Genomic DNA, 25,478 nt, shown 5'->3' with positions numbered 1-25,478 from the left:
ACACCGCGAGACCATACTCACAAATGTGCGGGTAAAAGACCCGACAAACAGCGACTGTGCGACGACCGTCGCCTCGCTGGCGGCCGGCGCATCTGAAACAGCATCCTGCACAAGCTCGAAGCTGACATCGTCGCTGACAAATACCGCGTCGGTTATCGCGACTCCACCGTTTGGCGACCCAAACCTCACACAGAGTTCAACCGCTACCGTGACTCCGGCCAAGGCAACACCTGCGCTTTCGGTGGTCAAGGAAGTGTGTTCGACCGATGGGTGTGACGAAGACGCCGCTGCGAACGAGGGCGGATGGGCTAAAACCACCGCAGTGGATTACTTCGGTTCAGTCACCTGGCGAGTTACCGTGACGAATACCGGAGAGACGCCCGTCACCGGCATTACTGTTCAGGACGAGCTGGCACCTGGCTGTGCCGTTGGCCCCTTTGATTTGGCCCGCGGCGCTTCACACTCGATCACCTGTGAGAGTGAGCAGCTGACGGCAGACCTAACCAACGAGGCTGTTGCCAGCGGCAGTGCCCCAGACGCAGTCCCTGTTACCCAAACCGATTCGGCAACGGTGACGGTTGGCGAGAAACCCGCTTCGTCGATGACCGTCGTCAAGGAGGCCTGCAACCCGTTGGTCAACGACTGCGCCGACAGCAGTGCCGTCGGATCAGACGGTTGGTCATCCGCTGGCCAGGTTGTGTTTGAAGGTGAAGGGAAGTGGCGCGTCAGCGTTACCAACACCGGCTCCACGACGCTCACCAACGTTCGTGCGGTAGACGCGAGTTCTCCTGAGTGCTCATTTGTTGTCGCATCCTTGGCTCCTGGCGCAAGCAAGACGGTGACCTGTGAGGCATCCTCCGTATCATCAGTCGTAACCAATACCGCGACGATAACGGCAACGCCCCCGTTCGGAGATCCTGATCTTTCCGAAACGGTCAGCGCAACGTTGACTCCTGCGGCCGCGGTTCCTGGGGTGGTCTTCGTGAAGGAAGTCTGTCCTCTCGACCAAGCCTGCGAGCACGATGCGGGACTCGGGAAGGGTGGCTGGTCTGACGCGGCTACGGTGGATTACGACGGTTCCGTTCAGTGGCGCCTCACTGTTGTCAACTCGGGGCAGACCGTTCTGACCAGTGTGGTCGTCTCCGATCCAATGGTTCTCGGCTGTGCATCTGATGAGCTCGGGCCCATTGCGCGTGGCGAACAGGCCAGCGTTGTGTGCGAGACAAACGAACTTCGAGCTGATCTGCTCAACACCGCGACGGCATCGGTTACGGACTCGCTGAGTAATGTGCTGAGCCAAGAAGCATCGGCATCGGTCACGATCGGCACGCCGAAACCGGAATCCGGCATCACGCTGCAGAAAGAGTCTTGTGATCCTGCGGCATCCGGATGCTCGCCCGATGCAGCGATTGGCGCTGACGGTTGGTCAACCTCAACGCTTGTACCCTTCCTCGGCGCAAGCAAGTGGCGCGTGACCGTTACCAACTCTGGCGAAACCACACTGACCAACGTGCGAGTCTCCGACGAGTTAGCGCAGGGGTGCGCCCTGACCGTTGATTCGCTCTCCTCAAGCGAGAGCATCTCAAAGGTCTGTGATGAGGCACCGCTCGACGGCACCATCACCAACGAAGCCTCTGTGCTTGCAACGCCACCGTTTGGTGATCCCGACCTCAGCGACACGGCATCGGCTACCACGCGCTCGCAAGAGCCCCTCGTGCTGCTGACCATTTCGCACGAGATCTGTACTCTTCCTGCTGGCTGTGACCCAGACGCCCCGAGCCTCACCGGTGGTTGGGAAACTGCAACGCAAGTTGAACCGGGTGAGAGCGTGACCTGGCGTGTTGTGGTGAGCAACGAGGGACAGGTCCCGCTGACGGGTGTTGTGGTCACCGATGTAACTGGGCTTGGATGCTCGGCAACGATTGGTGACCTGGCCAGCGGCGCAGTTTCGGTGGTGACCTGCACAACAGACGGGCTTCTTGAGACGATCATCGGTGAAGCTACCGTTTCCGCGACAAACCCACGAAACGGTGACACCATTGAGGTCCCGGATACAAACGGTGCCACTGCAACGGTTCGTGACTTTGCCGCGGCAGTCTCGGTCACGAAGCAAGCCTGCTTTGTGAGCGAGGACGCAGACTGTGCTCCCGATGGAACCGGTTGGAACACACACGCAATCGGTGACTTTGGCGCGGAACTCTGGTGGAAGATTACCGTGACAAACACGGGAGATACCGTTCTCCGCGACGTATCCGTTGTCGACACGAAGTTCCCAGCAGGCGATACTGACATTGCTGAGCTGGGTGCCGGCGAGTCGAAGTCCATCGTGTTCTCAGCCGGAGCCTGGAAAGAACTCGACCCGAATGCAGATTCTGCACAGAACGACGTCCTCGTTTCAGCTGTGGATATCGCGGGTAAGCAATTGAGCGATGACTCGCTGGCTGTGGCTTCGGTGACGCCAGCGCCGAAGATCCCAGGCTCGGAGTCAGACGGAACCCAGAACGACGGCGTCGAAGCCACTCATGATGCCAAGGCCGCGGCCGCTGCCTCGGCGTTGACCGTCACTGGCGGCGCCGAGAACGCCCTGGCAGCTGGTCTCGCGGTGTTGATGGCCCTGCTTGGTCTGGTCCTGACAATCGGGTATCGACGACGAACGTCATAGCGGTGCACGCTCTCCGCAGCTAGGGGAGCTGACGGGCGGCAGCAAGCGATGAAGAATGATTCGAAGCTGCCGCCCAATGCCTCCACAACAATATGAGCAATCGTGTTCCTTCGGGCACAAAGCAGGCGTACAGTTGCCCTATGTCAGCACAGATCTTCATTAACCTGCCAGTGAGCGACCTCGACGCGTCGAAGGCGTTCTATACCTCGCTCGGATTTACGATCAACGAGCAGTTCACCGATGAAAACGCTTCATGCGTGGTCATCAGCGACACGATTTACGTGATGCTGCTTGTGCCGAAGTACTTTGCGCAGTTCAGCGAGAAGGAGCCGGTCAACGCGGCCACCCACGGCGAGGTGATTAACGCGCTCGGGCTGAGCAGCGAAGCCGACGTGGATGCCGCCCTCGCCAATGCCGCGTCCTCTGGCGCAAACGTCACCAAGCTTCCGACCAAAGACGATTTCATGTATCAGGGAGCCTTCCGCGATCTCGACGGTCACAGTTGGGAAGTCTTCTACATGGACCCAGCCCAGGTGCAGGGTTAGGGCTCCTTAGCCTTCGAGCGCGGCAAACAGGTCTATGGAGTTTCCATCGGGGTCGATGAGCGTCGCGTAGCGCTGGCCCCAAAATGCGTCCCACGGTTCAAGGTGGATGCGATAGCCGAGCTCGCCCATGCGCAAGACGGTTGCGTCAACCTCTGCAGGGGAGTCAAACGCAAATGCCAATGCGATGCGCTGGCTGCCAGAGGGTGCGACCCAGTCGGTATCAAACGACTTGACCAGGTCAATCGTGTCCCACGCGAGGGTAACGCCAGATGGGAGCACTGCGTCAACATGGGGTTCTGATTCAACGCCGTCTGGGATATCGAGCCCAAGCGCGCGATAAAAGTCGAGCGAGGCGCCCATGTTTGCAGTCACAATTCCAAGAAAACCAAAACGTATACTCATGCACTGAGGTTACGTCAGGGACGGCTTGCCCGTCTTGAAAGAAACGGACATCACGAACCGGGCAGCGACCTGTATTTCCCAGGAGTCGTTCCGGCGAATTCGAAGTACTCGCGGGTGAAATGTGGCTGATCGGCGTAGCCGGCCGCGGTCGCTACAGACGCCACCGTGTTGCCGGCGCTCAGCATCCTCGCGGCCGTGTTGAACCTGAGGATGCGGCCGAGCGTTCGAAGCCCGTACCCGAACGCATCGATACTGCGGCGATGAAGTTGCCGTTCAGAGAGGTGGAGCTCTGCGGCAATGCTGCGGACCGGCATCCCCTGAGCGACGAGTTCCAACATGTGCGCACTCTCGTCTCGCCGTGTGGGTGTGCGACGGAGCGAACCCTGTGCCGTGTGGACGAGCGTTTCAAGCTCAGTTCCCGTTGCGCCGACCAAGGAGCTGCCATTGAGGCGGTCCGTTGATTCCAAGACCACCGGTGACGGAAGGATGTTGTCGAGGGGCACCCTGGTATCAGTGAGTTCGCCGGCCCCGATTCTGAGGAGTTGTGGAGCAATACCAGGGCCGAACCGTAGCCCGACGGCCGGCGCTGAGAGGGCAGGTGTTGTGATTGGTCGAGTCATCGGGCCGATGGCAAGCAGCTCGCCCTGCATCCAGATGATATCAATGCAGCCGTCTGGGACCACAGTGCTGTGTCCTCCACCTGAGACGGCCCACAGGGTTGCGCCTGAAAGAGAAGACTGACGTTCGGAATACACGATCTAAGTATGCCGCCTTCGAGCTGTGAGGGGTGAGAGAGGGGGTTAAAACGCCAGCTTTTAGTTTCCCCTCGCCTACAACGACAGTCACTGAGCCAAACTATAGATGTGAGCTTCGGGATACGAAGCGTCACCATCCGAATAGCCAGGGGGCTGTGATTCGGAAAACTCGCCACTAGGGACCGGCGAGTATTCGCAACGAACGCTCATGAGCGGCTCAGTCTGCGAATCACGAGATGCCCGTAAGGGCAGTTTTAGGGGATTTTCTGATGACTATTTCATCGCGACTTCGCGGAGGCCTTTCTCTTGCGCTCGCAACAACGCTGTCGCTTGGTGCATTTGCCGGGGCAACGGCTGCCAACGCGGCTGACGAACCGGCGATGCCGGTCGAGACTCGTGCCGCAGCACCGTTTGTGGCCGAGCTCACCACCGAAATTATGATTGGTGACGGTGTTGGCCCTGGGGCCATGGAGTTCTCCCATGACGGTCGTTATGCCTACGTTGTTGGTGTTGCCAACGGCACGCTTAACGTCGTTGACCTTGAAGCAAAAGAGCTCGTTCGGACCATCTCGCTCGGGTCTGAATATGCAGACGGCGTGGTGCTGAATGCGGCTCAGACGCTTGCCTATGTTCAGGTTGGTACATCGTACTTCGCACCCAACGTTGCCGTCGTTGATCTGGCATCTGGTACCGTCATTGCGACCCACACCTTTAAGCACACGTACATCAACGACCTCGTCCTGACTCCGGATGAGAGTTCCTACTACATCACCGGCTCAGACGACGTGATGAAGGTCAACGCCGTTACCGGTGAGATCGAGGCGAAGCAGACCGTTGGTATCAACATGCACGCAATGGTGCTGAGCGCGGACAACTCAAAGCTGTTCGTCAAGAACAACGTTTACACACAGGCGCTGAATGTCCTTGACCCCGCGGACCTGTCGATCATCAGCATCCTCCCGACACCAGGCGAGGACGTCCACGACCTCGTGCTGACAAGTAATCCTGATGTGCTCTACGGCGTGAGCTTCAACGCTGCAATCTCGATGAGCACGATCACGGGCGAGATCCTCACCAAGCAGGGCGTTGGAACGCTCATCTCAGACATCGTCTTGTCGCCGGATGAGACACGCGCCTACACGGCCGTTGGTCGTTGGGGAATGGCTATGTCTGCGAACTTCACAACCGGTGTTCGCTCGGAAAGCTACCGCACGATCCCAACTGGCGGCGGATCTGAGATTGGGCTGAACCCAGTCACCGGAGACCTGCTCAGCGCAGATACGGGCTACATTGGTGAGCGAGGCAGCAGCGTGACCCTGATCAACGCGGCCGCAGTCACCGACCCTGAGGACCAGGTTGCAACCACCATCGGACAGGATGTCACCTTCTCAACCATCGTTGAGGGCATCAAGCCACACTACGGCGGCGGACTCCGCTGGCAAGCATCCACCGACGGCGGAACTACCTGGGCCGAACTCGAGGGGCAGAACCGTTCCGAGCTGACCGTCGAGGTCACCCCGGAAACCGTTGCAGCGCTCTACCGTGTTTCGTTCTCCGATGACTTCTGGGGAACCTCCGGCGTGAGCGAGGCCGCCCAGATCGTTGTTGATGGACCAAAGATTACCCGCGAAGGCGACTTGCCCGCAGGAACCGTTGGCACGGAATACGCCCCGATTGTTATTGATGCGGCTGGTCAGAGCGACATTGCCTGGTCGGTTGACTCGGTCAGTCGCGCCGCTGGCGGGCCAGCAGGTCTCGCGCTTGACCCCGCTACCGGAACCCTCTCTGGCACTCCGGCGGCGGCTGGCGACTACGTCCTCACCGTCACGGTTACCGACTCCTTTGGTACCGACACGAAGGACTTCAACCTATCGATCGCGGAGGCCGCAACAGTGCCCGGCCCCGGTGAAGAAAAGCCTGGAACAGAGCAGCCTGGAACGGAGACTCCAGGAACCGAAACTCCTGGAATAGATGGCTCGGCCAAACCGCTGCCAGGCGATCAAACTGACGGAGGCAGCGCTCCCCACACTGCTGATGGCTCTGGCCTTGCAGTGACCGGCAACAACGCTGCCACAGCACTGTTCGGCTCAGTACTGCTGCTGCTTGCCGGCGGCCTGCTCCTGAGCGGACGCGTCGCGCGCCGCCAGTAGCTGACATATCGTCCCCCCGACGAACGAAGCTCCTCGTGAATCTATTCACGGGGAGCTTCGGTCAGTTAAGCGGCCGGTGTGTTCGTTGGCTGTCTTGCGACCGTCAACGCCGCTAAACGCAAAAACACACGACATCAACTACCGAGCTGTCTCAATCGAGCGATAGTTCATGCCGTGTGCGCTGCCGAGTTTATCCCACGATGGGGCGGCAGCATAATTACTGTTGCCAACGCCGTGTGGAAAACTCGGCCAGCGACAGAGCAAGCTCAAATTGAGTGAGCCCATCGCTCCGGCTCAGCCCCTGGCTTTCCCAAAACGCCGCGGGGCGATGCTGGAGGTCCGTCCTGAGTTCTGCGATGGTACCAGTCCAACCCTGAAGCTCAAGGAGGTGCCCATCATCGCGAGTCCGGTTGACGGTGAGCGTGGCGTTATGCGGTCCAATCGGGCCGAGGGCAAGGCTGTGCCAGCTCTCCGTGAGTTCGGCATTTCCCCTGACCTGCGATGGCCCGATGATTTGGGCCTTGCCGCGAACCGCCGCTGAATCTCGCACGAGAGCCGTCCCGCCAACGACGGCGGACTCCTGGATGACGGCCTCGCCAAACACCCAAGCGCGGTCGCGAACACGGGCGCGATCAGTGACTCGTGCCTGTTCGTAAACCCTCGCGATTTCCGCTACCCAGGATTCGCCCGACACGTCGGCCGTGCCCCAGATTTGGGCCTTGCCCGACACAATCGCATCACCAGAGACGCGAGCTTCACCAAAGACCTGAGCATCTTGGCGAATGGCGGCGTTGCCGGAGATGCGGGCGTCGCCATACACTGATGCATTGTCAAAAACCCAGGCGTTATCGCTCAGGCGTGGCTCACCCGCTGACGTTTCGAGAGACTCGACCCAGCCGCCAAGATCTCCTCGCGTTACTCGCTGTGCAGGGATATCTGCCGTCGCTCTGATGCGGTAGAGCCGGGTCTTGAGGATGCCTTGGCGTGATTCTTCGGTCAGCTCGACGTTGTTCGTGGTGACGGTGCTTGGCATGAGTGTGTTCTTTCGTGCGGGGTGCGGGGGAGTAGCGCGATGCCGTTCCACGTTCTATCGTGACAGCATCGAGGTCGTATCTGCGCTTTTGTGACGGTCTGCTACACGCGGCGGCGGGTCTCAACGCATTGTGGCGTCCCGCCGGACGTGCGCTCGGTTGGATTGCTGGATACCCTCAGGCTCTCGTTGATAGAATAAATCGATAGCTTTCGATCTGTGAATGCGGGCGAATCCGCAGAAGCAGAAGGAACGCCAGAGAGATGAGAAGCTGATGACAATTGCCGAACCGCTGGAGCTACGAGATGTCACCGTGTGTGCGCCCAACGCGCCGCATAGCTCGATCAGCGCAGAACGAGCAGCCGAGGTAGCCGCAACGCTCAAGGCTCTAGCCGATCCAGCGCGGATCCGGCTCCTGTCCATCATTTTTGCGAGCGAAGAGGGCGCGGTTTGCGTCTGTGATCTTACCCAGCCACTTGGGCTTGGGCAGCCGACGGTTTCCCACCACCTCAAGATTCTTGTGGCTGCCGGATTCTTGAGTCGGGAGAAGCGCGGCACGTGGGCCTATTTTTCGCCTGTTCCCGGGGCGCTTGAGCGAGTGACGAGTGACCTCGCATCGGTTGGGGGTCCGGCCAATGCCTGACCAGACCGACGTCACCGATTACATTGCGGCGGCCGCCGAACCCGAACGGTCGTTACTCGCAGAGCTGTACAACCGAGCACGCGAATTGGCTCCCGGCGCGACCGAAGGCACAAGCTACGGTATGCCGGCCCTCCGTTACCGATCACGACCGCTTATCAGCATTGTCACGCTGAAACAGGGGTTGGCGCTGTACCCATTCAGTTCAACTGTTGTGTCGTCTGTCGCCGATGACCTTGTTGGGTTTGCCGTGACAAAGGGCGGGTTTAGGTTTTCGGTCGATCAGCCGGTTCCAAAATCCGTGTTTGATCGCGTGGTCAGGCGCAGGCGCGCCGAGATCGAAGCAGCGGTCAGCGGCTAGCGGCCTCCACCTGGTGCTCGCTACTGACCGTCATCCCCTGGCAGGGCGGTGTTGGCCTGGTTGCGGTCAGCAATGGCCGCTTTGAGGATGCGCAGGCCTTTGTCACCAAAACCGTGCAGCGCCAGCAACTCGGCATCTGAGAGTTGTTCGGCTTGCTCAAGCGTGAAGACACCTCGTGCGTTGAGCGCGCGAGTGGCAGGCGCGCTGATCTTGGGTAGCGATGTCATTCATTCAGGATAGACGGAGCCGGTGTGAAAGTGAGTGACTGGTCTTTTGCGAGTCAGGCGAGAAGTTGCCTCACATCGTCTGCCGTCATTGCTGAGCTGAACAGGGCCCCGTCGTCAACAACGGCATCAAAGAGTGCGGCTTTGCGCTCCTTGAGCTTCATCACTTTTTCTTCGATGGTGTCGGTCGCAATCAACCGGTACACCATGACGTTTTTGGTTTGGCCGATGCGATGGGCCCGATCTACGGCCTGAGACTCTGTGGCTGGGTTCCACCATGGGTCGAGTAAAAACACATAATCGGCGCGCGTGAGGTTGAGTCCAAAGCCGCCCGCCTTGAGGCTGATGAGGAAAACCGTAGCCTCACCCGTTGTGAAGTCTTCGATCGCGGTGCCGCGCTTGAGGGTGCTGCCATCGAGGTAAGAGTATGGGATGCCCGCCGCTTCGAGGCGATCAGCTGCCTTTTTGAGGTATGAGGTGAACTGGCTGAAGACAAGTGCCCGATGACCCTCCGCAACGACATCCTCAAGCTGTTCGCAAAGTATGTCGAGTTTGCTCGACGGTATGTCGGAGTATTCGTCGCCGAGGAGCGAGGCATCGAGCGCAAGGAGCCGAAGGAGCGTGAGCGAACGGAACACGATGAAGCGATTGCGGTCGAGGTCTTCGAGCAAGCCAAAGAGCTTTTGGCGTTCGCGTTGTAGGTAGAGGTCGTAGAGGGCGCGATGCTCTTGCGAGAGCTCAACCTGAATCGTTTGCTCCTGCTTTGCCGGAAGCTCAGAAGCAACAAGGTCTTTTGTTCTGCGGAGCATGAAGGGACGGATGCGTCTGCGGAGCCTGGCGAGTCGTTCGCTGCGCAGCCCGGCGACGGCCGCAGGGCTACTGCCAGCGCCTGTACCTTGTGAAATACCAGGGGTGGTTTGCTCGATAGGGCGCACATACTCTTCGCCAAATCGACGGGCAGAGGGAAACAAGCCGGGGGCAACAATTGCGCAGAGGGCATGTAATTCGGTAAGCGAGTTCTCGAGCGGAGTCCCTGTGACCGCGAGCTTGAACGGAACATCAAGTTCCCTGGCGCACTCATGAACCTTTGACGCTGAGTTCTTGACAAACTGTGCCTCATCGAGGATGAGTCCGGCCCAGCCCATCGTTTGGGCAACGCCCTGGTACGCATCAAAATTGAGTCGGAGCAGGGCGTAGCTGGTAACGACGATGTGGGCGCCGGCAGCGGCATCGGCAATAGACTCTTTGCTTTTGGCCTCGGTCGCCGTCACCTCATGAACGACCAGTCCTTTGGTGAACCTTTTGGCCTCTGCCACCCAATTGCCAACGACGGACGTTGGCGCAACAACGAGGAACGGCCGAGGGCGTTGTGGGCCGTCTGAAGCGGCCTCGTTGGCCGCGTGCTGAATGAGCGCCAGGCACTGCACGGTTTTTCCGAGGCCCATATCGTCGGCAAGGATCGCCCCGAGCCGATTGCGCCAGAGAAAAGCGAGCCACGAGAAGCCGTCGGCCTGATACGGGCGCAGCTCGGCGGTTAGCCCGGCGGGAGCCTCGACTGGCTTCGGACTATCGCCGTTCACCGAATCGACGAGGCGCTTCCACTCGATGGCGGGGATGGATTCGTCGGCTAAATCTTCAAAATCGGCCCAGAGACTTGTCTGGTGCTTGCTGATCACTGGATTGGCCTCCCACTCGGCGAGGTCTTTTGCCTCGTTGATGAGCTCGGTGAGCGGACCAAATGCGGGATGGGTGAGCGAAAGATAACTGCCATCAACGAGGAGCAGCTTTCGTCGACCGGAGGCGAGCGCCCTAAACAGGGGAACAAACGGGATGTCTTTGCCGTCGACGGTCACGATCACACCAAGATCAAACCAGTCGTGGCGTTCGGTTGGCACCGTTGTGACGGTGAGTTTTGGGGTGCCGGTGAGCTCTCGATAGTTGGGCGCTTTGCCAACCACCTCAACCCTGACGCCGGGTAAGCGTTTGATCTCTGGCAGGATCCGCGCCATGAACTCTGCGGCCTCAATGCCGGTGAGCTTGCTTGGTCGCAAGTCGTCGTTGAGGGTGACGCCCGTGGGAAGAAGGGCGTCGGGGACGAGCGATTGTGGTGCGATCTTCTCTGCGGAACCTTGCCTCAGCCATCGCCAACTGACCGTAACGGACTGACGAGGCGTATGCGTTGCGGTGAGGACGAGTACCTGCGGAGCGGGCGGAGGAAGCGTCACCGAGTGATTGCGGCTTTCGACCGCAATGCGCTCGCGGAGCGCGGGAAGATAGCTGCCAAAGAAGGTGCTTGCCTCTGCCTCTGGTACGTCGAGCTGTGCGGGGATGCTGCTCGTCCCGCTGAGTATGGCGAGGTGTTCGGAGGTGAGTTCATGCTCGAACGGTGCCAGCGTGTAACGCTGTGGCTTGCCAAGCGTGTAGCTGTACACGCCGTGCGTGCTGATGGCGCGGGCCTGTTGAATATCCGCTGAAACGCCATCAATGACAAGATCAGGGCGAAGCCGCACATGGTGCTCGTCGAGTGCCGCGTCGAGCACCAGCTTTGCGGAATCGGCGTGGATCACCTCAGCGGCAGCAGTCGGCCCCACAAACTGGATGCCAAGGTCAGCGGCCTGCCGCAGCAGGTGCCAGAGCACAGGGTTGACGAAGTCGTCGAGGTACACCCAATCGAGGTCCCCACCTGGCAAGGTTGGCCCCGCCGCGCGGTGAAGGGCAACAAACTGGCAGAACCACCGGTGTTGCTGCTCGTCAAAATTCTTGCGGTTAAGGAGGAACGGAAGATTACTCCAGGTGAGTGAGCCTCGAGCCCATCCTTTTGCTGTGCGCGCCGTTGGGCGGACCGCGAGCCGGAATTCGCCACTGCCGGGGGCCGATGACGGGCGTTTTGTGGCACCAGCGGTGCGGGAAGTTGGGCCGTTCCAACTGAACGAGGTGCGGGGGATGAGCTCGCGAAGCTCAAACTGCAACGCCAAATCTGTGGTGCGGATTGTCGGAGTCGCTGAGTTGCCCTCGACGTGTGCCGAACCAGCATCTATCCCGTGCGACACGAGGTATCGGTCGAGTGAGTCGCGCCAGGCACCGTTCGGAGTTGAGGATGCTGGATCTGGCGTACTGGGCATTGAGCAATGATCCCATAGAGGGCTGACAATGAACGGGCCCCGAGAAATGCGAATGCGTTTCTCGGGGCCCGTTCACTTGTGTTGGGTGCTATCCGCTCTTGCGGCGGAACTCGCGTTGGTGGCCGGCAGGGCCTTGGACCTGGTTTACTCGGCTGGTGCCGTCCCTGTGGTCTTCGCCTTTTCCTGTCGACTGCTGTTTCTTGCGATCGAGGGCCTCGCGGAACTTCCGCTTGCTCTCTTCTGACGCAGCGTTCTTTGCGTCTTGTTCGGAACTCATGGTGATACTCCCTGACTGGTGTCGAGTATGCAACTCGCCGCATAGATATGCGATGCGTCTAGTCTACTCAGCCGTATGTGTGACCTCTGGATGGCGCCAAGAACCCCTGCGTGAGCGCTACTTGAAGAAGCGGATGGGCTTGCCGTCGTAGTCGGATGTTGCCTGGTCGTACTGAGCGAACTGCATGCCGGCGGGAGCTTCTCCGCCTGCCGGCACAACGGCCGCGATGCAGTTATTGATGCTCACGCCGCCCTGGCTGAATCCCTTGGGGAACGACTCCGACTTGCAGGAGTCGTATCCGATGAGGCTGATGGTCTGCGTCGAGTTGCCCTCTGCATCGATCGGTTTGAAATCGGTGTAGTTCGCGCTGAAGTCGATGTCATCGCCGGACACAAACGTCGTGCTGAAGGTGAGGAAGTAGAGCGCGTATCCGTTTTTGAGCTCGGGTGCCTTTTCTGCGATCTCGTCAAACGCGGCCTGAGGAGCCTGTTCGACTGAGTCAAGCGAGCTTGTGAGGATGGCTTTCTTCTCGTCGTAGTTGAACCATTCGTAGCTGCCTTGGGTACCGAGACCGGTGACCTCATCGCCAGGGGCCAATACTGATCCGTCGCCGCTTGCCTTTGGAGTGGAAGAAGGGGTCTCGGTTGCTGGCTCGGTTGGCTTCTCTGTCTTCTTCTCCGAGGAGGATGATTTCTCATTTTCAACCGGCTTGATGTCTGCACAACCTGCGAGTGAGAGCGCCATCATCCCTGCGATGGTCAGTGCGGCGAAGCCGCGGAGTCGTTGGGTCGTCATGATGTTTATGCTCCTAAAACGTCAGGAATATGCGGACATTCCGCCCAAATAGCGTAACTGAGAAGAAGTCATCGATCCCGTGAGAGGCGGGTGATTACCCAGGTGATCTTTGGCAGGAACACCCACTGCGGTAGCGCCAGGATGTTGGCCTCCGTAAATTCGACGCGAGGCAATACCAGCAATTTGAGCTCGGAAAAGATTGGCAGATCAACACCGCTCAAACGACACGCTGAGGCGCCCAAATCGTATGCCCTGTGAACGGTCCAAGACTCAAATCTCGGCAAGCCCGAATGCTTTGTGTACGGTGCGACCTGCGGGTAAAAAAATACTGTGATTGACTGGGAAGTCGGCCACTCGGCCGGCTAAATACAAGGAGAAGTTTTGGGTAACCTGCTGAGTCAAATTGGTCAACGTGCGAGTGAAGTTCAGCCCGCTCTTGCCGATCCCTTCGACGTTGGCTTCTCAACGGTCATGGCCGTTGGCGTTGTTGTCTTCATTCTTGCCCTCACCATGTTTGCCGTGTTCATCCCGGCGATGGGTCGCCGTCGCGAGGCTCGCGCGGTCGCCTCAAAATAGTACAAACGAGCGCGGCCACTCCGCGGTTGTCCTTTGGCGGCGTAGATCGCAGGAGGACAATGGAGTGGCCGCGGTTGTGTGTCTGGAGTCTTCCGCACGCTTATCGCTACTGTTGAACCCATGCGCTCACAGAAGAACGACTCCGTTGGACGCCGCCTGAGTTCCGTCGACCGCAAACTTGACCAACTTGACGGGTCGCTCAAGGAGCATGTGAGCACGCAGACGAAGAAGTCATCCCGAAGTCAGCTCCTCTTTAACGTTGCCATCGCAACGGCCACGATTCTGCTTGGACTCGTCACCGTCTGGCAAGCGAATGCGCTTGCCGACGCATCCGGTGCGCTGACCCGTGAAATTGAGTCAAACACCAGGCCAACCCTCGAGCTCGAAATGGTTGCGTGGTATCAGCTCACATGGCAACCCGACGAGACCACGCTCGATTCAGACGTGCAGCCAGGCGGCACGCCTGTTGCGCTCCTGTCAGCAGTGAACACGGGGCGTTTTCCCCTCACAATAGGTGAGATTCGCCAGGTGGATGCTGGCAACAACGGCGCCGACCGCACCGTCGTGACGACCGGCAACTTTGTGCTGCGTAACGGAGTTGAGAACCCATTCAGTTCGTCGGCCGAACGTGACGAGCAGATGTTTGACCTGCCAAACGACCCGCTATTTCGTATTGACGCGGGCGAGGTGGTCTTGCTGGTTGTGCCCATCGCCGAGTCTGACACCGTCGGAACCGATGTTCGCGAGATCCAGGTGTCAACGCTTGGGAAGCACAAGGAGACGTTTACCCAACCGTTTGATAACGACCTTGACGAGGCCGAACTCCCAACCCCTGGAGCCTCCAAGATGGATTGCGCCTCGCACGATAAGGCGCTGTGCCGGTGGGGGATTACGTCGTTCCAGGGCATCCTTGAACGCATCGACACCGACTCGCTTATCTGCGCACCAAAGTTTGAAATCAAGGATGAGCTCAATCCGACGGATAAGGATTACTGCGGAGCCTGGTACGTGAAGCAGGGCTGGGTCTTCTAGCTCGGACGCGAGTGAGATCCGCTACTCATATGCCTCCGGATTGATGGCAAACGCGCCGGCCATGTCTCAATCTGAAAAGAGACCTTGAGCTGCGGATTTCTCGAATCATGAATAAATGATGCGGTATTATTAACGGAGATTAGGGACGATTCTTAGCCGTCCGTTGGGTTGGGGAACTCAACGGGAGTCGCGCTGCCATGCATCATTCTGGGCGCTTCGGGACCGGATGCCGCTCAACGCCTCCGTGAACGTTGCGTTGACGCATGCGCTTGGCGGCAAGACGACATCTGTGATGGCACGTGTAGGCCGGTGACGAATCATCAGAAAGTTTCTCGTTCTGCGCGTAAGGATTCGGTCTGGCATTTCTTTAATCTATGAGGCACTACAACAGTGGGGCAAGTGTTTTGGGGACAACTCTGTGCGCCGTGGCGGCAGCGTGTGACACGACGATTGAAAGGCTTTACCGAATGAGAACGATACGACAGCGGGCGAAATCCGTCCCGTCCTTACCCGATGAGGTTGGGGCAACCACATTTGGGCGGGCTGCGCAGGCTCTTGCCATGACGATTATCGGTATGCTTGCGTTCGGAACAACCGCGGCAGCGGAACCTGCTCACGCGGCGCCCGTATCGGGAGTCTCATGGAACCTGCTTTCCGATGGTTCAGCCCCATTCGATGCGACCGCTGGGGACGGCTTCGACACTGGCCTGAACAACGGGATCGTTCGAGCTCAGGATACGGTGACATGGGAACTCAGCACCGTTAATATTGAAGCTGGCACCTCTCGCTATGTTTTGACGCTTCCTCTTGGGATGCAGTGGACAGCCGCATCTGCTGCCGGCACGGTTTGTACAGGCCAAGGGGCTGGGTCTGTGTCAGCAAACGGGGCGGTGCTAACCTGTAACCGAACGGTCGACAGCCCCGGCGTATCGATGTTTGCCGTTTCTGCCAGGGTCGGCTCGATCGCGAATGCCGCTCAAGTGGCACCAACGGCGGCGGTTGATGGCCTCACCGTATCTGGCCCCGCAGTGACCGTTTCGGCTACCCCAAAGACGGCCCTGACCGTTCTGCGTCAAGGAACGCTGTCAAATCAGGTGTACGGCGGCCAGACCGGAATCGTGGAGGGGCTGTATGCGTATCTTGGCGGAAAACTTGACCCAGCCAATCCGAATTTTTACGGGTTTGAAGCGTTGGCGAACGTCATCACGTTCAAGGTCAAGGTGCCTGCAGGAGCCGTGATGATGGCACCAGCCGTTGCGCTCGGCCAAGGCGGAGTGGTGACCGCGACCCAAGACGGTGGCCCGGGAACACCAATACAGGTGACCGCTACTGGCGCAACGACCAACTTTCTGAATCCAATTACCAACCTCGGCACACCCACCGATATCCGCGCACTAGTTGCTTTCAAGATTTCGTTCTTTACCCCCTATGAGGGTTACTTTGAGCGTGGAGTAACCGTGAACAGGCAAGCACAGGTAGTTGACTTTGACCCACTGTCGCTTTCTCACGCCTCTAACTTTGGCGACGGCGTCGCTCCCGGCCAAGAGGCAGGCAAGACATGCGCTCCTATCGAATCTGGAACCAATCTGAGCTGCTATGGTTACGATTACGTTCGTCCGAGCGGTGCCGTTGTCTGGGCGACAACTACCGCCACGATGAACGGCGCTCAAACGCAAATCATGTACGGTGACTATCACGGCATGTCGTACGGAACTGAGCCGGTGCTTCCCGGTCAAAAATTCTCGATTCTTGACGGCATATATAACTCCGATGGCGCTGAAAGTCCGACACAGAACGCATACGGCAGTCTGACTTGGAACTCATCTCAGATCCAACTCGCAGGTATTCCGCGGCTGAAACTGATCACGAATAAATCGGGAGCCGACGCCTTCTACATACCGTCACAGGTGACGGCGGCCCAAACGGTGAACCCGTCCGAATACACCCTTGAGTACACCAATTTTGCATTCGCAAACGACGCGGACCGTAAATCACGCGAATCCTTCGTTGACTCGGCGATGACCTGGGTAACTGATCCGAACCTGCTTGCTGGAGGGATGGCCTCGGTCACGAGTATCCGCGTCAAATATCTCACCGCTCTGCCCCCGAACGCGACAATCGGGTTAGTGACGCCAATGATGCGTTCGCTGTCCTCTGCCGGAGTTGCTGCAGGAACGAGGTTGCCGTGGTTCTGGCAATTCGGAAGTGATGACAGAGCCGTTGTGAAGTCAACATACGCAGGTACTGGGAACGGTGTTGGTGGGAGCGGCACTGTTCAAGCATTCGACTCGCTCATCCGAGCCAATTTTGAGTGGTTGAGGGTTGAGGGTGCGCCCTATGCTGCCGGCAATGCGGAGCGCGGGGACGTTGTAAATCTCAAAGTTACCCCCGTTGTTCTTGGTCCCGTTGGCTCGCTTGATACGATCGCTCGTGACACCAAGCTCACGGTTACCCTGCCAAACGCCTGTGTCGAGCCGGTAGCTGCCGCGCTACCCGCAAACGTTGATACGTTTACTCCCGGTGTGCCAGGGGCAAGTTGTTCAGCGGGAACCCCGGCAAAACTGACCTTCCGCCTTGGAGATCTCGCTGCACCTGGGGGCGATGCAGGCCCTGCTCCCTACGAGGGTCACGCAACGCTGAAAGAGGCAATTCAGTTTCCGGTCAAAATCTCGATGGAAACGCCTCTTCCAATGATTGCTTCAGCGAATCTGACGGTTGAGTCTACTTCCGATGGTTCCGTTGCCGACTACTCCGGATACGCCCAGAAGACCACGCTGGCGCTGAGTCAAGACAAGACCTTCGACGCCCCGCTCACTATTTCCGGCGCGGCAACATTCAAATCGTCAAAGTCAGCAACAACCGTCCGCCCGGGCTTCGTTGGCCCCGGCGAATCGGTGAAATACACGATCGCGTGGGCAAACGCCTCAACCCAGCGTTTCACGGATGCTCATTTTGTGGATTTGTTTCCCTTTGACGGTGATTTGCGAGGGTCTACTGGGTTCAACGGTTCAGGGACTGTGCTCAAGAGCGTGATCTCATCGATGGATGCCCCCGGCCAGGGGAACGTTCTCATCGAGTACTCACGAGACGATCCAACCGAAATCGAAACTGCGTTACACGTCTCAGGCAACGAAGGAGGAACCTCAGGAATTCATTGGGAGGAGCTTGGCGATAACATCCCAGCTGGTGTAACGGCCCTTCGCTTTACTCCCGAAGATGGGATGAAGCCAGGATTTGCCGGGGGCGCGACTATCGATCTTGCCGCACCCGCGATGGCCGTGGCTGGAGCGCTCAACAATAACGTGTCGATGCGCCTCACGGCCGAGTCTGGCTCGGATATTTTTTCGTCGGCAGGGGCCTCCCGCCCGCTGCAGTCTTCGGCTGCCCTCATCCATGGCAATGTGTACAGGGATCTTGACTTCTCAGGCACGGTCACCGATGCAGACGCTGACTGGCCTGCCAAAACGGCAAGCATTGAATTGCGCTCAGGCTCAACAGTTGTGAAAACCTCCGATGTTGCTGCAGACGGATCGTATGCCTTCCCCCTTGTTCCAGCGGGTGAGTATGAGGTCGCCCTCAAGTCTTCCGCCAACGAAGGCTGGGAACAGGTTCTTCCAGGGGTGCTTGAGATCGAACCGTCAAGTACGAACGAAGTCGAGGTGCTCTACCAAGAACCGGTTGCTGCCCCGATACTGGTTGACGACTACGCCAAAGTCTCATTCGGAGAGACTGTCGACGCCGATGTGACTCACAACGACACGATTGCCTTCCCTCAGTTTGAGAACAGCGTCTTCGCAGAAGACGGAGTGGCCATTGCATCGACCCCAAGCAACGGAGGTTCGGTGGTGTTGAAGCAAGTGGCTGGTAGTCAATCAATGCTCACGTACACGCCATCCGCAACGTGGCCAGCTTCGGCAGCTGGAGAAACCAGCTACACCGACTCCGTTGGCTACTCATGGACAAACGCGCAGGGTGAAGCCGAGACCGCTACACTCAACGTCCTTGTGATCGCCCAGCCGGTCGCCGAAGCTGACACGGCTACGATTCATGACGGAAGCGCTTCGATTGACGTGCTGGCAAACGACGTTGGGGACGAACTCGAACTTGGCAGCCCTCCGACGGTGCCGGCCGGTACAGACGCATCGGTGACATACGAGGGCGGGAAGCTGATGGTGACGCCCACGCATATGTGGGGCGCAACCGAGACGAGTCTCGATGTTCCAGTCACGTATTCGGTTGTGGATTCACAGGGTAAGACGTCTTCTGCAGTCGCAACCGTGACTATTCAACGGGCACCCGTTGCAACGGCAACGACAGATCGTGGCACAATCGGACTTTCTGGATCGGTTTCGGTCAACCCAGCGGTGCTGAACCAGTCGGCCCTTGCGGCTACCGATGCCGTGACGGTTCAGACGCCACCAGCAAAGGGAATCCTTACGGTGGCAGCGGATGGAACCGCTACGTATACGGCCGATGCTGAGGCCAGCGGCGCGTATTCGTTTACCTTGCTTATTCGGGATACCCTCGGACAGCGTACAACCGCAACCTATACGGTCAACGTGCAGGCACGCCCGGTCGCAACGGGTGCTTCCGCGACCATCGGTATGGGCGAATCCTACGACTTTGCTGCGTCGGTAATCTCAACTGGAACGCTTGCTGCCTTATCGATTCAAACGGCACCGGCCCAGGGTCTCGTTGAGGTTGCAGGACAGACCATTAGGTTTAGCGCCGGGGAAGCGGAACCCGGATCTTACGCTTTTGTTGTGTTGGTTGCTGACAACCTTGGCCAAACAACCACGGCTACCTATACCGTGACGGTTCAAGCCGCACCCGTCGTGACCGGCATCAAAAGCGCGACCATCGCGCAAGGGACATCCACAACGTTTAATCCGGCTGTGGTGACCACGGGTGGCCTTGACCGCGTCGTGCTCTCTACGGCCCCGACCGGAGGAACAGTCACCGTCAACCAGGCTACGGGTGCTGTGACGTTCAACTCGGGTTCAGCCGCCGCCGGCGACTACCCCTTCACCGTGACGTACACCGATAACGTTGGGCAGTCTGTGCAGCGGGGATTCACAGTGACCGTACAATCCGCTCTCACCGCTACTGGGGGTTCCGCAACGATTGGTGAGGGCCAAACCTTTACGTTCCCAGACAGCGTCAGTACGAGCGGAACCGTTGCGAGCCAAACCCTAACAACCTTGCCGTCTCTCGGAACAGCCGTGCTCGTACCCGGTGGTGTGAGGTATACGGCAGATAGCACTCCTGGGGTGTATGGTTTCGTCGTTGAATACGCCGACAATCTGGGGCAAACGGCCACAGCCACGTATTCGGTAATCGTCCAGGCAAAGCCGACCATAACTGGTGCATCAGCGCATATCGGACTTGGGGCAGTCAAACGCTTCACCCCAATCGTTGCGACCACGGGAACGATTACGGATGCCTTCGTGAGTGCCAATCCCGCCAACGGTACCGCCACGATCGACAACGGTGAAGTTGTCTTCGACTCGGTGGATGCGGTGGCCGGAACGTACTCCTTCGAGGTGACGTTCACCGATAACGTCGGGCAGTTAGCCACCGCAACGTATCTGGTTACCATCCACAACCCGTTGTTTGTTACGGGGGAGTTTAGCGCCACTATTGCGCAGGGAGCTTCGGTGTCTTTCGCTCCCGAGTTCGCTGATGTATCGGCCTACTCCGGAGCAACTGTGAGCATCCTGCCAGAGTCAGGCACTGCATCGGTGAGCGACCTGACCCGACTGGTCACGTTTAGCGCTGCAGGAATTCAAGCTGGAATCTATCCGTTCACAATTTCCTACACCGATAGCTATGGGCAGATAACGCCAGTGGAGTTTACGGTGACGGTGCTTGCGCAACCGACTGCAACCGACCAAGAAGCTACCATCGGGTTGAGCGGGGAGATCGTGTTTACTGAGCGTGTTTCTCCCGCAGGGAATATCGTGATGGTGGAACCCCGTTCCCCGATTGAAAACTCGGGTTTTGCGCTTGAATCTGGCACGGTAGTCTTCACCACAAATGGCGCTGATTTTGCGGTAGGAACTCGAAGTCTTGTTGTGCGATACACCGATGCAGCTGGTCAGTTTGTTGACGCCACGTACACAGTGCATTTGCAGGGTAAACCAATTGCGACCGGGGCCAGTGCCACCATCGGGGTTGGCGCATCGCATACATTCCCGAAGAACGTGATTTCGGCAAGCCACGATTTGCGCATCGAGATTGTGCAGCCGGACGAAGGCACTGTCACCGTCGCGAGTGACGGAGCCATGACCTACGCTGCCGGAGCAGCCTCGGCCGGAGTCCACTCGTTTAGCGTGACGTACACCGATGAATTTGACCAGTCAGTCACTGTGGAATACACAATAACGGTGCAAAGCGGGCCAGTGATTAACCTATTGACGAGTCAAACGGTGGCAGAACGGGGGACCGCCGAGTTCATCCCAGTGATTGATACCGCTGGTTCGTTGGCCCATGTGACTGTTGAATCTCAGCCGTCGCAGGGTGAGCTTATCGTTGATCAGGCCTCCGGAAAGGTTGTGTTTGAAGCGAAAGATGCCGCACCCGGCGTGTATTCCTTTGAAGTGACCTTTACAGACGATCTTGGGCAGGGCACGAGCGTGACACTGACAGTGACGGTTCAGGCGAAGCCAACGGTCAACGGTGACCAGCAAAAAGTCGCCGAAGGCGGTAGCGTGTCGTTCGTCGAACAGGTTGAAACCAGCGGCACCATCGTGCAGCGAGAGATTATTCAGAAGCCGGCAGACGGCGAGGCCGTGCTTGGTTCGGTGATTTACCGTGCAGGCCATGCCCAACCTGGTCGCTACGAATTTGTCGTACGCTACACGGATGACCTGGGGCAGACAGCGGATGCCACCTACGCTGCGACCGTGCAGGCCGCGCCGATTGCCAAGGGCCGCATCGAGTTGACAGTTCCGTTTGGTACAGAACGCGTAACGATTGACGTGGTTGGTGCCGTTGAGAGCGAATATTTGCTCCCGTTGACCGCGAGTGACTTTAGCCAGCCGTCTAGCGGCGCTGTATCGCTCAACGGCGAAGGTCTTCCTGAATACACAACGGTCGCTGGCTTTGTCGGAACCGCCTCATTCAACACAACCGTTGTGGATGACCTTGGCCAGTCGGCGGTCGTGACATCCACGATTACCGTTGAGCCGGCGGTAGCTGTGACAACCAACCACGGCCTTGCCGCGACCGGATTCGGGAGTGACGTGACGGTGTGGATGCTCCTCGCGCTCCTCGTTCTGATCGGCTCCGGCTGCCTGTTGCTTGTCATCCGACGCCACACTACGACTTCTGTGCGTCGACAGTGATGTTTGGCAACGGTTCGGCCGAGGCACGAGGTCTCGGCCGAACCTCATCGGCCGTCGAGTTCGAATCGTAACCGGTCTGGACGCGGAACAACGCTGCAAGGAATACACGCTGCTGAAGGGGACAAGGGGGCAAGCATGACTACACATCAACCAGGGCAAGATGTCGAGTTAATAAACGAATACAGGGGAGGAGCCGATCACGCAGCAGAAACGCTGTTTCGTCTCTACTACGAGTCGGCACTTGTGCTGGCGCGAAGCAAGGTTCAATCCAAAGAGCTTGGCGAAGAACTTGCGAGTGATGCCTTTCTCAAAGTGCTAGAAATCATCAGGCGAGGGAAAGGGCCAAAGGACAATTTTCGGGCATATTTGCTTGTCACTGTTCGACACAACATCGCATCCTGGTATCAGGACTCTCAAAGAGTGGTTAGCGTTGACGATGTTGAACCGTATCTCACGGAGACAGCCCCAGAATCAAGCCGAGAACTTGAGCAGACAGATAACGCCACCATTACCGCTTTTAATCGCCTGCCTGACCGCTGGCGGCAGATTATTTTTCTCAAGGCAATTGAGAACCGAAGCCCGAAAGAGTGCGCCCGGCTCCTTGGGATGAACGCAACGGCCGTTGGTGTGCTGTACCTGAGGGCGCGCGCGGGGCTTCGGCGAGAATACTTGCGGGAGAAATCGTTTGCAGCCGCACAGGGGGCACTCTCGGAATGTGTGGCGCTGAGCCATGATCTTGGCGATAAGGCAGCGGGGATAACGCTCAGGGCTGGTAAAGCTCGTGGTCTCACGGATCACCTTGCAACCTGTCCACAGTGTGGAAAAACGCTTGACCATCTGACCCTAATCGCGCACACCTTTGGGTCGCACTCATCGGCGGCCCTTGCCTCAGTAGCCGGGCTGCTTATTATTCCCACGCTGCCACAGGGGTCGGCTGTGTCTGCGGCTGCAGGAACCTCATTCTTAGCGCGAATATTTGGAAGCTCGACCGGTATTGCGGGTGCCGGTGCGGTAGGAGTAACGGCCGTGCTCGCGACCGGGGCGTTGACCAGCCAGGCGAGTTCCGTGCCAGTGGAGGTTGCTGTCATTGAACAGGCGACCGGCTCATGCCTTGTCGAACTCGACCAGCGCGACAGGGGCGCTGCAATTGGAACTCTTGCCACTGTGAATTCTGGGACGGAGGGCTGCTCAGTCGTCGTGTCGCGCGACGGTCGAACTCTTGCCAGCGTCGCTGACATTGATCAGCGACACGTGTTTATCGCGTCTCGGCCCGGAACCTATCAGGTCACAATTGCGATGGGCGGCACCCAGGAAACTCGGTTGTTTTCGGTTGCCGCTGGGTAGCCAGCACCACGGCCAGTACGAGTGGGTTCAACCAGCTTTGCTTCCACCCGAGAATGGATGAGTAACTACTGATTCGTGCGCTGACGAAAACGGTTGAGGACAATCCGTGAAGATCGGTTGTTCTGTGTTCGTGATCTAAGCAGCCACGATGCTGAGCTTCGGTGATGGCGGAGCAGTGTGGCTACTCAGGTGCGAACCCATCCCACGGCCCGTGTGCCGTCATATTGGTCACGCATCCGCTCATAACGCCAGACTTGAGTGGGTCTGTGACCATTCTCACGATCTACCCAGTTCATGGTGCCCCCTGCTGGATTCGAACCAGCGGCCTTCTACTCCGGAGGTAGACGCTCTATCCCCTGAGCTAAGGGGGCTCAGGACGAGAACCAGAGTAGCATCGCGCACGCACATTTGCCGCATCGGGCCGTGTCTCGTCGGCGAACAGCATCGGTAAAGCCTTGTGACGGCGCTAGAATTGACGCTTGTGACTCCTGAACAGCTTTCGGCATACCTTCTGACCATCGTCAACGACCTCATCGCCTCGAAAAACGGCGAGGGCGTGACCGCTTCGCTTGACGACGTTGCCCTCGACCGACCACGCAATCGTGACCACGGCGACTGGGCCTCAAACGTTGCAATGAAGTTTGCCAAGCGACTCGGCGTGAACCCCCGAGACTTCGCGACCGAGATCGCGGATGCGCTTCGCCAGGTTGAGGGCGTCTCCGACGTGGACGTTGCCGGCCCCGGATTTATTAACATCCGTCTCGATGCCGCCGCAGCTGGTCAGATCGTGAAGCAGATCGTTGAGCAGGGTGAGGCATACGGCCACAACTCCGCGCTTGACGGGCTTCGCATCAACATGGAGTTTGTCTCGGCGAACCCAACCGGTCCGCTCCACCTCGGCCACACGCGCTGGGCAGCGCTTGGCGACTCAATCGCCCGGATGCTGCGAGCATCGGGTGCCGATGTAACCGCCGAGTACTACATCAACGACGCCGGCGCGCAGATGGATAAATTTGGCAACTCTGTGTTGGCGGCAGCAAAGGGCGAGCCAACCCCTGAGGGCGGATACCCCGGCGAATACATCGCAGAACTCGCCCGTAAGGTGCTGGTGGAAAAGCCCGACATCCTTGATCTGCCAGCCGACGAGGCGCTCGCCGAGGTGCGCGAGCGCGCTTACCAACTGCAAATCGGCGAGATCAAGCAGTCACTCGAAAACTTCCGAGTTCACTTCGACGTGTGGTTCTCTGAGCGCACGCTGCACGAGGTCGACCCTGCGCTTGGGATGAGCCCCATTGCGGCATCCGTTGACCGTCTGCGCGCGCAGGGTCATGTCTACGATGCTGATGACGCGGTTTGGGTTCGCACAACAGATTTCACCGATGACAAGGACCGTGTCATCACCCGTGGCAACGGAATCTACACCTACTTCGCTGCGGACGCCGCGTACTACCTGAGCAAGCAGGATCGCGGATTCACCGAGAAGATCTACCTGCTCGGTGCAGACCACCACGGCTACGTGAACCGGCTCAAGGCCATTGCCGGCGCAGCTGGCGAAGACCCAGAAGTTAACATCAAGGTTATGATCGGCCAGCTGGTAAGCCTCAACGGCGCAAAGCTGTCGAAGCGTGCAGGCAACATCATCGAGCTTGACGACCTGCTCGACTGGCTCGGTGCCGACGCCCTCCGTTACTGGCTCGCCCGTTACCCCGCCGATTCTCCACTGTCGCTCGACGGCGAGAAGCTGCGCAGCCGTTCAAACGACAACCCCGTTTTCTACGTGCAGTACGCCCACGCCCGCACGAGCGCAGTTGCCCGCAACGCGGCGGCTGCCGGTGTTGACACGAGCGCGTTTAACCCCGAGCTGCTGACGCACGATACCGAGAATGAACTCCTCGGCGCGCTGCTCAATTACCCGCGCGTAGTTGCGCACGCTGCCGAGACCCGCGAACCGCACCGCATTGCCCGTTACCTCGAAGACCTGGCCGGCCACTACCACCGCTGGTACGACGCCTGCCGAGTCACACCGCTTGGTGACGAGCCCGTCACCCCCGTGCACCAGACCCGCCTGTGGCTGAATAACGCGGTCGGCGTTGTCATCCGCAACGGCCTCGACCTGCTCGGGGTTGAGGCTCCGGAGCGGATGTAACCAGTTCCTCTGTTCCTCGGCTGCTTCTCAGCATGCTTCCTTGTAGTGTGTGAAGACGACCAGAGGGGATT

General features: G+C 58.6%; 17 protein-coding genes and 1 tRNA gene. 10 read left to right on the top strand and 8 right to left on the bottom strand.

Translation table 11 applies throughout. The annotated features are described in order from the left end of the window. Together FHX76_RS16050 and FHX76_RS16045 are read left to right on the top strand one after the other, a co-directional pair. Positions 1-2,662: DUF7617 domain-containing protein (locus tag FHX76_RS16050; protein ID WP_208402795.1), on the top strand; the 2,662-nt coding region annotated here is incomplete at its 5' end. A gap of 140 nt (positions 2,663-2,802) precedes the next feature. After that, complete coding sequence (locus FHX76_RS16045) at positions 2,803-3,207, top strand: VOC family protein (RefSeq protein ID WP_167152477.1); 405 nt, start codon at positions 2,803-2,805, stop codon at positions 3,205-3,207. A 6-nt stretch (positions 3,208-3,213) separates the two neighbouring features. On the opposite strand, the gene FHX76_RS16040 is transcribed toward FHX76_RS16045, so the two are convergent. Together FHX76_RS16040 and FHX76_RS16810 are read right to left on the bottom strand one after the other, a co-directional pair. Then, entirely contained in the window at positions 3,214-3,609 is a 396-nt protein-coding gene (locus FHX76_RS16040) for a VOC family protein (protein ID WP_167152475.1), read from the bottom strand. Between the two features lie 50 nt (positions 3,610-3,659). Beyond that, complete coding sequence (locus FHX76_RS16810) at positions 3,660-4,364, bottom strand: helix-turn-helix domain-containing protein (protein ID WP_167152474.1); 705 nt, start codon at positions 4,362-4,364, stop codon at positions 3,660-3,662. A 269-nt stretch (positions 4,365-4,633) separates the two neighbouring features. Here FHX76_RS16810 and FHX76_RS16030 point away from each other — a divergent pair, with 269 nt between their 5' ends. Beyond that, positions 4,634-6,514 (top strand): putative Ig domain-containing protein, encoded by a 1,881-nt coding sequence (locus FHX76_RS16030; protein ID WP_167152472.1) that lies wholly within the window; start codon positions 4,634-4,636, stop codon positions 6,512-6,514. 217 nt (positions 6,515-6,731) lie between these two features. Here FHX76_RS16030 and FHX76_RS16025 read toward each other — a convergent pair whose 3' ends face one another. Then, positions 6,732-7,547, bottom strand: coding sequence for a polymer-forming cytoskeletal protein (locus FHX76_RS16025; RefSeq protein WP_167152470.1), 816 nt, complete (start codon positions 7,545-7,547; stop codon positions 6,732-6,734). Positions 7,548-7,818: 271 nt separating this feature from the next. Between FHX76_RS16025 and FHX76_RS16020 the strand changes: the two genes are divergently transcribed. Continuing rightward, positions 7,819-8,187, top strand: a complete 369-nt coding sequence (locus FHX76_RS16020; protein WP_167152468.1) for an ArsR/SmtB family transcription factor — start codon at positions 7,819-7,821, stop codon at positions 8,185-8,187. Further along, the gene (locus FHX76_RS16015; protein WP_167152466.1) at positions 8,180-8,545 is read left to right on the top strand and encodes an iron chaperone; all 366 of its coding nucleotides are present in this window, start codon (positions 8,180-8,182) and stop codon (positions 8,543-8,545) included. The genes FHX76_RS16020 and FHX76_RS16015 overlap by 8 nt, the downstream gene beginning before the upstream one ends. Positions 8,546-8,565: 20 nt before the next feature. Here the strand turns inward: FHX76_RS16015 and FHX76_RS16010 are convergent, their stop codons facing one another. The 4 genes from FHX76_RS16010 to FHX76_RS15995 all read right to left on the bottom strand — a co-directional run bounded on the left by FHX76_RS16010 (position 8,566) and on the right by FHX76_RS15995 (position 12,963). After that, positions 8,566-8,772, bottom strand: coding sequence for a helix-hairpin-helix domain-containing protein (locus tag FHX76_RS16010; RefSeq protein WP_167152464.1), 207 nt, complete (start codon positions 8,770-8,772; stop codon positions 8,566-8,568). A gap of 53 nt (positions 8,773-8,825) precedes the next feature. After that, a complete protein-coding gene (locus FHX76_RS16005) occupies positions 8,826-11,891 on the bottom strand; it encodes a DEAD/DEAH box helicase (protein ID WP_167152462.1) in 3,066 nt (1,021 codons plus the stop codon). An 88-nt stretch (positions 11,892-11,979) separates the two neighbouring features. Beyond that, positions 11,980-12,168, bottom strand: a complete 189-nt coding sequence (locus FHX76_RS16000) for a DUF5302 domain-containing protein (protein WP_167152460.1) — start codon at positions 12,166-12,168, stop codon at positions 11,980-11,982. A 117-nt stretch (positions 12,169-12,285) separates the two neighbouring features. Then, positions 12,286-12,963 (bottom strand): hypothetical protein, encoded by a 678-nt coding sequence (locus FHX76_RS15995; protein ID WP_167152458.1) that lies wholly within the window; start codon positions 12,961-12,963, stop codon positions 12,286-12,288. A 381-nt stretch (positions 12,964-13,344) separates the two neighbouring features. Between FHX76_RS15995 and FHX76_RS15990 the strand changes: the two genes are divergently transcribed. The 4 genes from FHX76_RS15990 (at position 13,345) to FHX76_RS15975 (ending at position 23,261) form a co-directional block, all read left to right on the top strand. Beyond that, a complete protein-coding gene (locus tag FHX76_RS15990) occupies positions 13,345-13,539 on the top strand; it encodes a hypothetical protein (RefSeq protein ID WP_167152456.1) in 195 nt (64 codons plus the stop codon). 120 nt (positions 13,540-13,659) lie between these two features. Next, the gene (locus FHX76_RS15985) at positions 13,660-14,571 is read left to right on the top strand and encodes a hypothetical protein (protein ID WP_167152454.1); all 912 of its coding nucleotides are present in this window, start codon (positions 13,660-13,662) and stop codon (positions 14,569-14,571) included. Positions 14,572-15,038: 467 nt separating this feature from the next. Next, positions 15,039-21,917: an Ig-like domain-containing protein gene (locus tag FHX76_RS15980; RefSeq protein WP_167152452.1), complete on the top strand. Its 6,879-nt coding sequence runs from the start codon at positions 15,039-15,041 to the stop codon at positions 21,915-21,917. 135 nt (positions 21,918-22,052) lie between these two features. Then, positions 22,053-23,261, top strand: coding sequence for an RNA polymerase sigma factor (locus tag FHX76_RS15975; protein ID WP_167152450.1), 1,209 nt, complete (start codon positions 22,053-22,055; stop codon positions 23,259-23,261). 295 nt (positions 23,262-23,556) lie between these two features. On the opposite strand, the gene FHX76_RS15970 is transcribed toward FHX76_RS15975, so the two are convergent. Further along, a tRNA-Arg gene (locus FHX76_RS15970) sits at positions 23,557-23,632 on the bottom strand. Between the two features lie 110 nt (positions 23,633-23,742). On the opposite strand from FHX76_RS15970, the gene argS reads away from it, so the two are divergent. Then, positions 23,743-25,407 (top strand): arginine--tRNA ligase, encoded by a 1,665-nt coding sequence (gene argS / locus FHX76_RS15965; protein WP_167152448.1) that lies wholly within the window; start codon positions 23,743-23,745, stop codon positions 25,405-25,407. Positions 25,408-25,478 lie beyond the last annotated feature (71 nt).

The organism is Lysinibacter cavernae (genome assembly GCF_011758565.1).
GTDB lineage: Bacteria > Actinomycetota > Actinomycetes > Actinomycetales > Microbacteriaceae > Lysinibacter > Lysinibacter cavernae.
Note: the sequence above shows the minus strand (reverse complement) of the source record. Positions and strands in the feature narration are given on the sequence as shown.

What these genes read in the sequence shown, in the direction of transcription:
- FHX76_RS15980 (WP_167152452.1), top strand. Translation starts at nt 15,039, where the DNA reads ATGAGAACGATACGACAGCGGGCGAAATCCGTCCCGTCCTTACCCGAT.
- FHX76_RS15985 (WP_167152454.1), top strand. Translation starts at nt 13,660, where the DNA reads ATGCGCTCACAGAAGAACGACTCCGTTGGACGCCGCCTGAGTTCCGTC.
- FHX76_RS16025 (WP_167152470.1), bottom strand. Translation starts at nt 7,547, where the DNA reads ATGCCAAGCACCGTCACCACGAACAACGTCGAGCTGACCGAAGAATCA.
- FHX76_RS16020 (WP_167152468.1), top strand. Translation starts at nt 7,819, where the DNA reads ATGACAATTGCCGAACCGCTGGAGCTACGAGATGTCACCGTGTGTGCG.
- FHX76_RS15975 (WP_167152450.1), top strand. Translation starts at nt 22,053, where the DNA reads ATGACTACACATCAACCAGGGCAAGATGTCGAGTTAATAAACGAATAC.
- FHX76_RS16005 (WP_167152462.1), bottom strand. Translation starts at nt 11,891, where the DNA reads ATGCCCAGTACGCCAGATCCAGCATCCTCAACTCCGAACGGTGCCTGG.
- FHX76_RS16040 (WP_167152475.1), bottom strand. Translation starts at nt 3,609, where the DNA reads ATGAGTATACGTTTTGGTTTTCTTGGAATTGTGACTGCAAACATGGGC.
- FHX76_RS16030 (WP_167152472.1), top strand. Translation starts at nt 4,634, where the DNA reads ATGACTATTTCATCGCGACTTCGCGGAGGCCTTTCTCTTGCGCTCGCA.
- FHX76_RS16000 (WP_167152460.1), bottom strand. Translation starts at nt 12,168, where the DNA reads ATGAGTTCCGAACAAGACGCAAAGAACGCTGCGTCAGAAGAGAGCAAG.
- FHX76_RS15995 (WP_167152458.1), bottom strand. Translation starts at nt 12,963, where the DNA reads ATGACGACCCAACGACTCCGCGGCTTCGCCGCACTGACCATCGCAGGG.
- FHX76_RS16010 (WP_167152464.1), bottom strand. Translation starts at nt 8,772, where the DNA reads ATGACATCGCTACCCAAGATCAGCGCGCCTGCCACTCGCGCGCTCAAC.
- FHX76_RS16015 (WP_167152466.1), top strand. Translation starts at nt 8,180, where the DNA reads ATGCCTGACCAGACCGACGTCACCGATTACATTGCGGCGGCCGCCGAA.
- FHX76_RS16045 (WP_167152477.1), top strand. Translation starts at nt 2,803, where the DNA reads ATGTCAGCACAGATCTTCATTAACCTGCCAGTGAGCGACCTCGACGCG.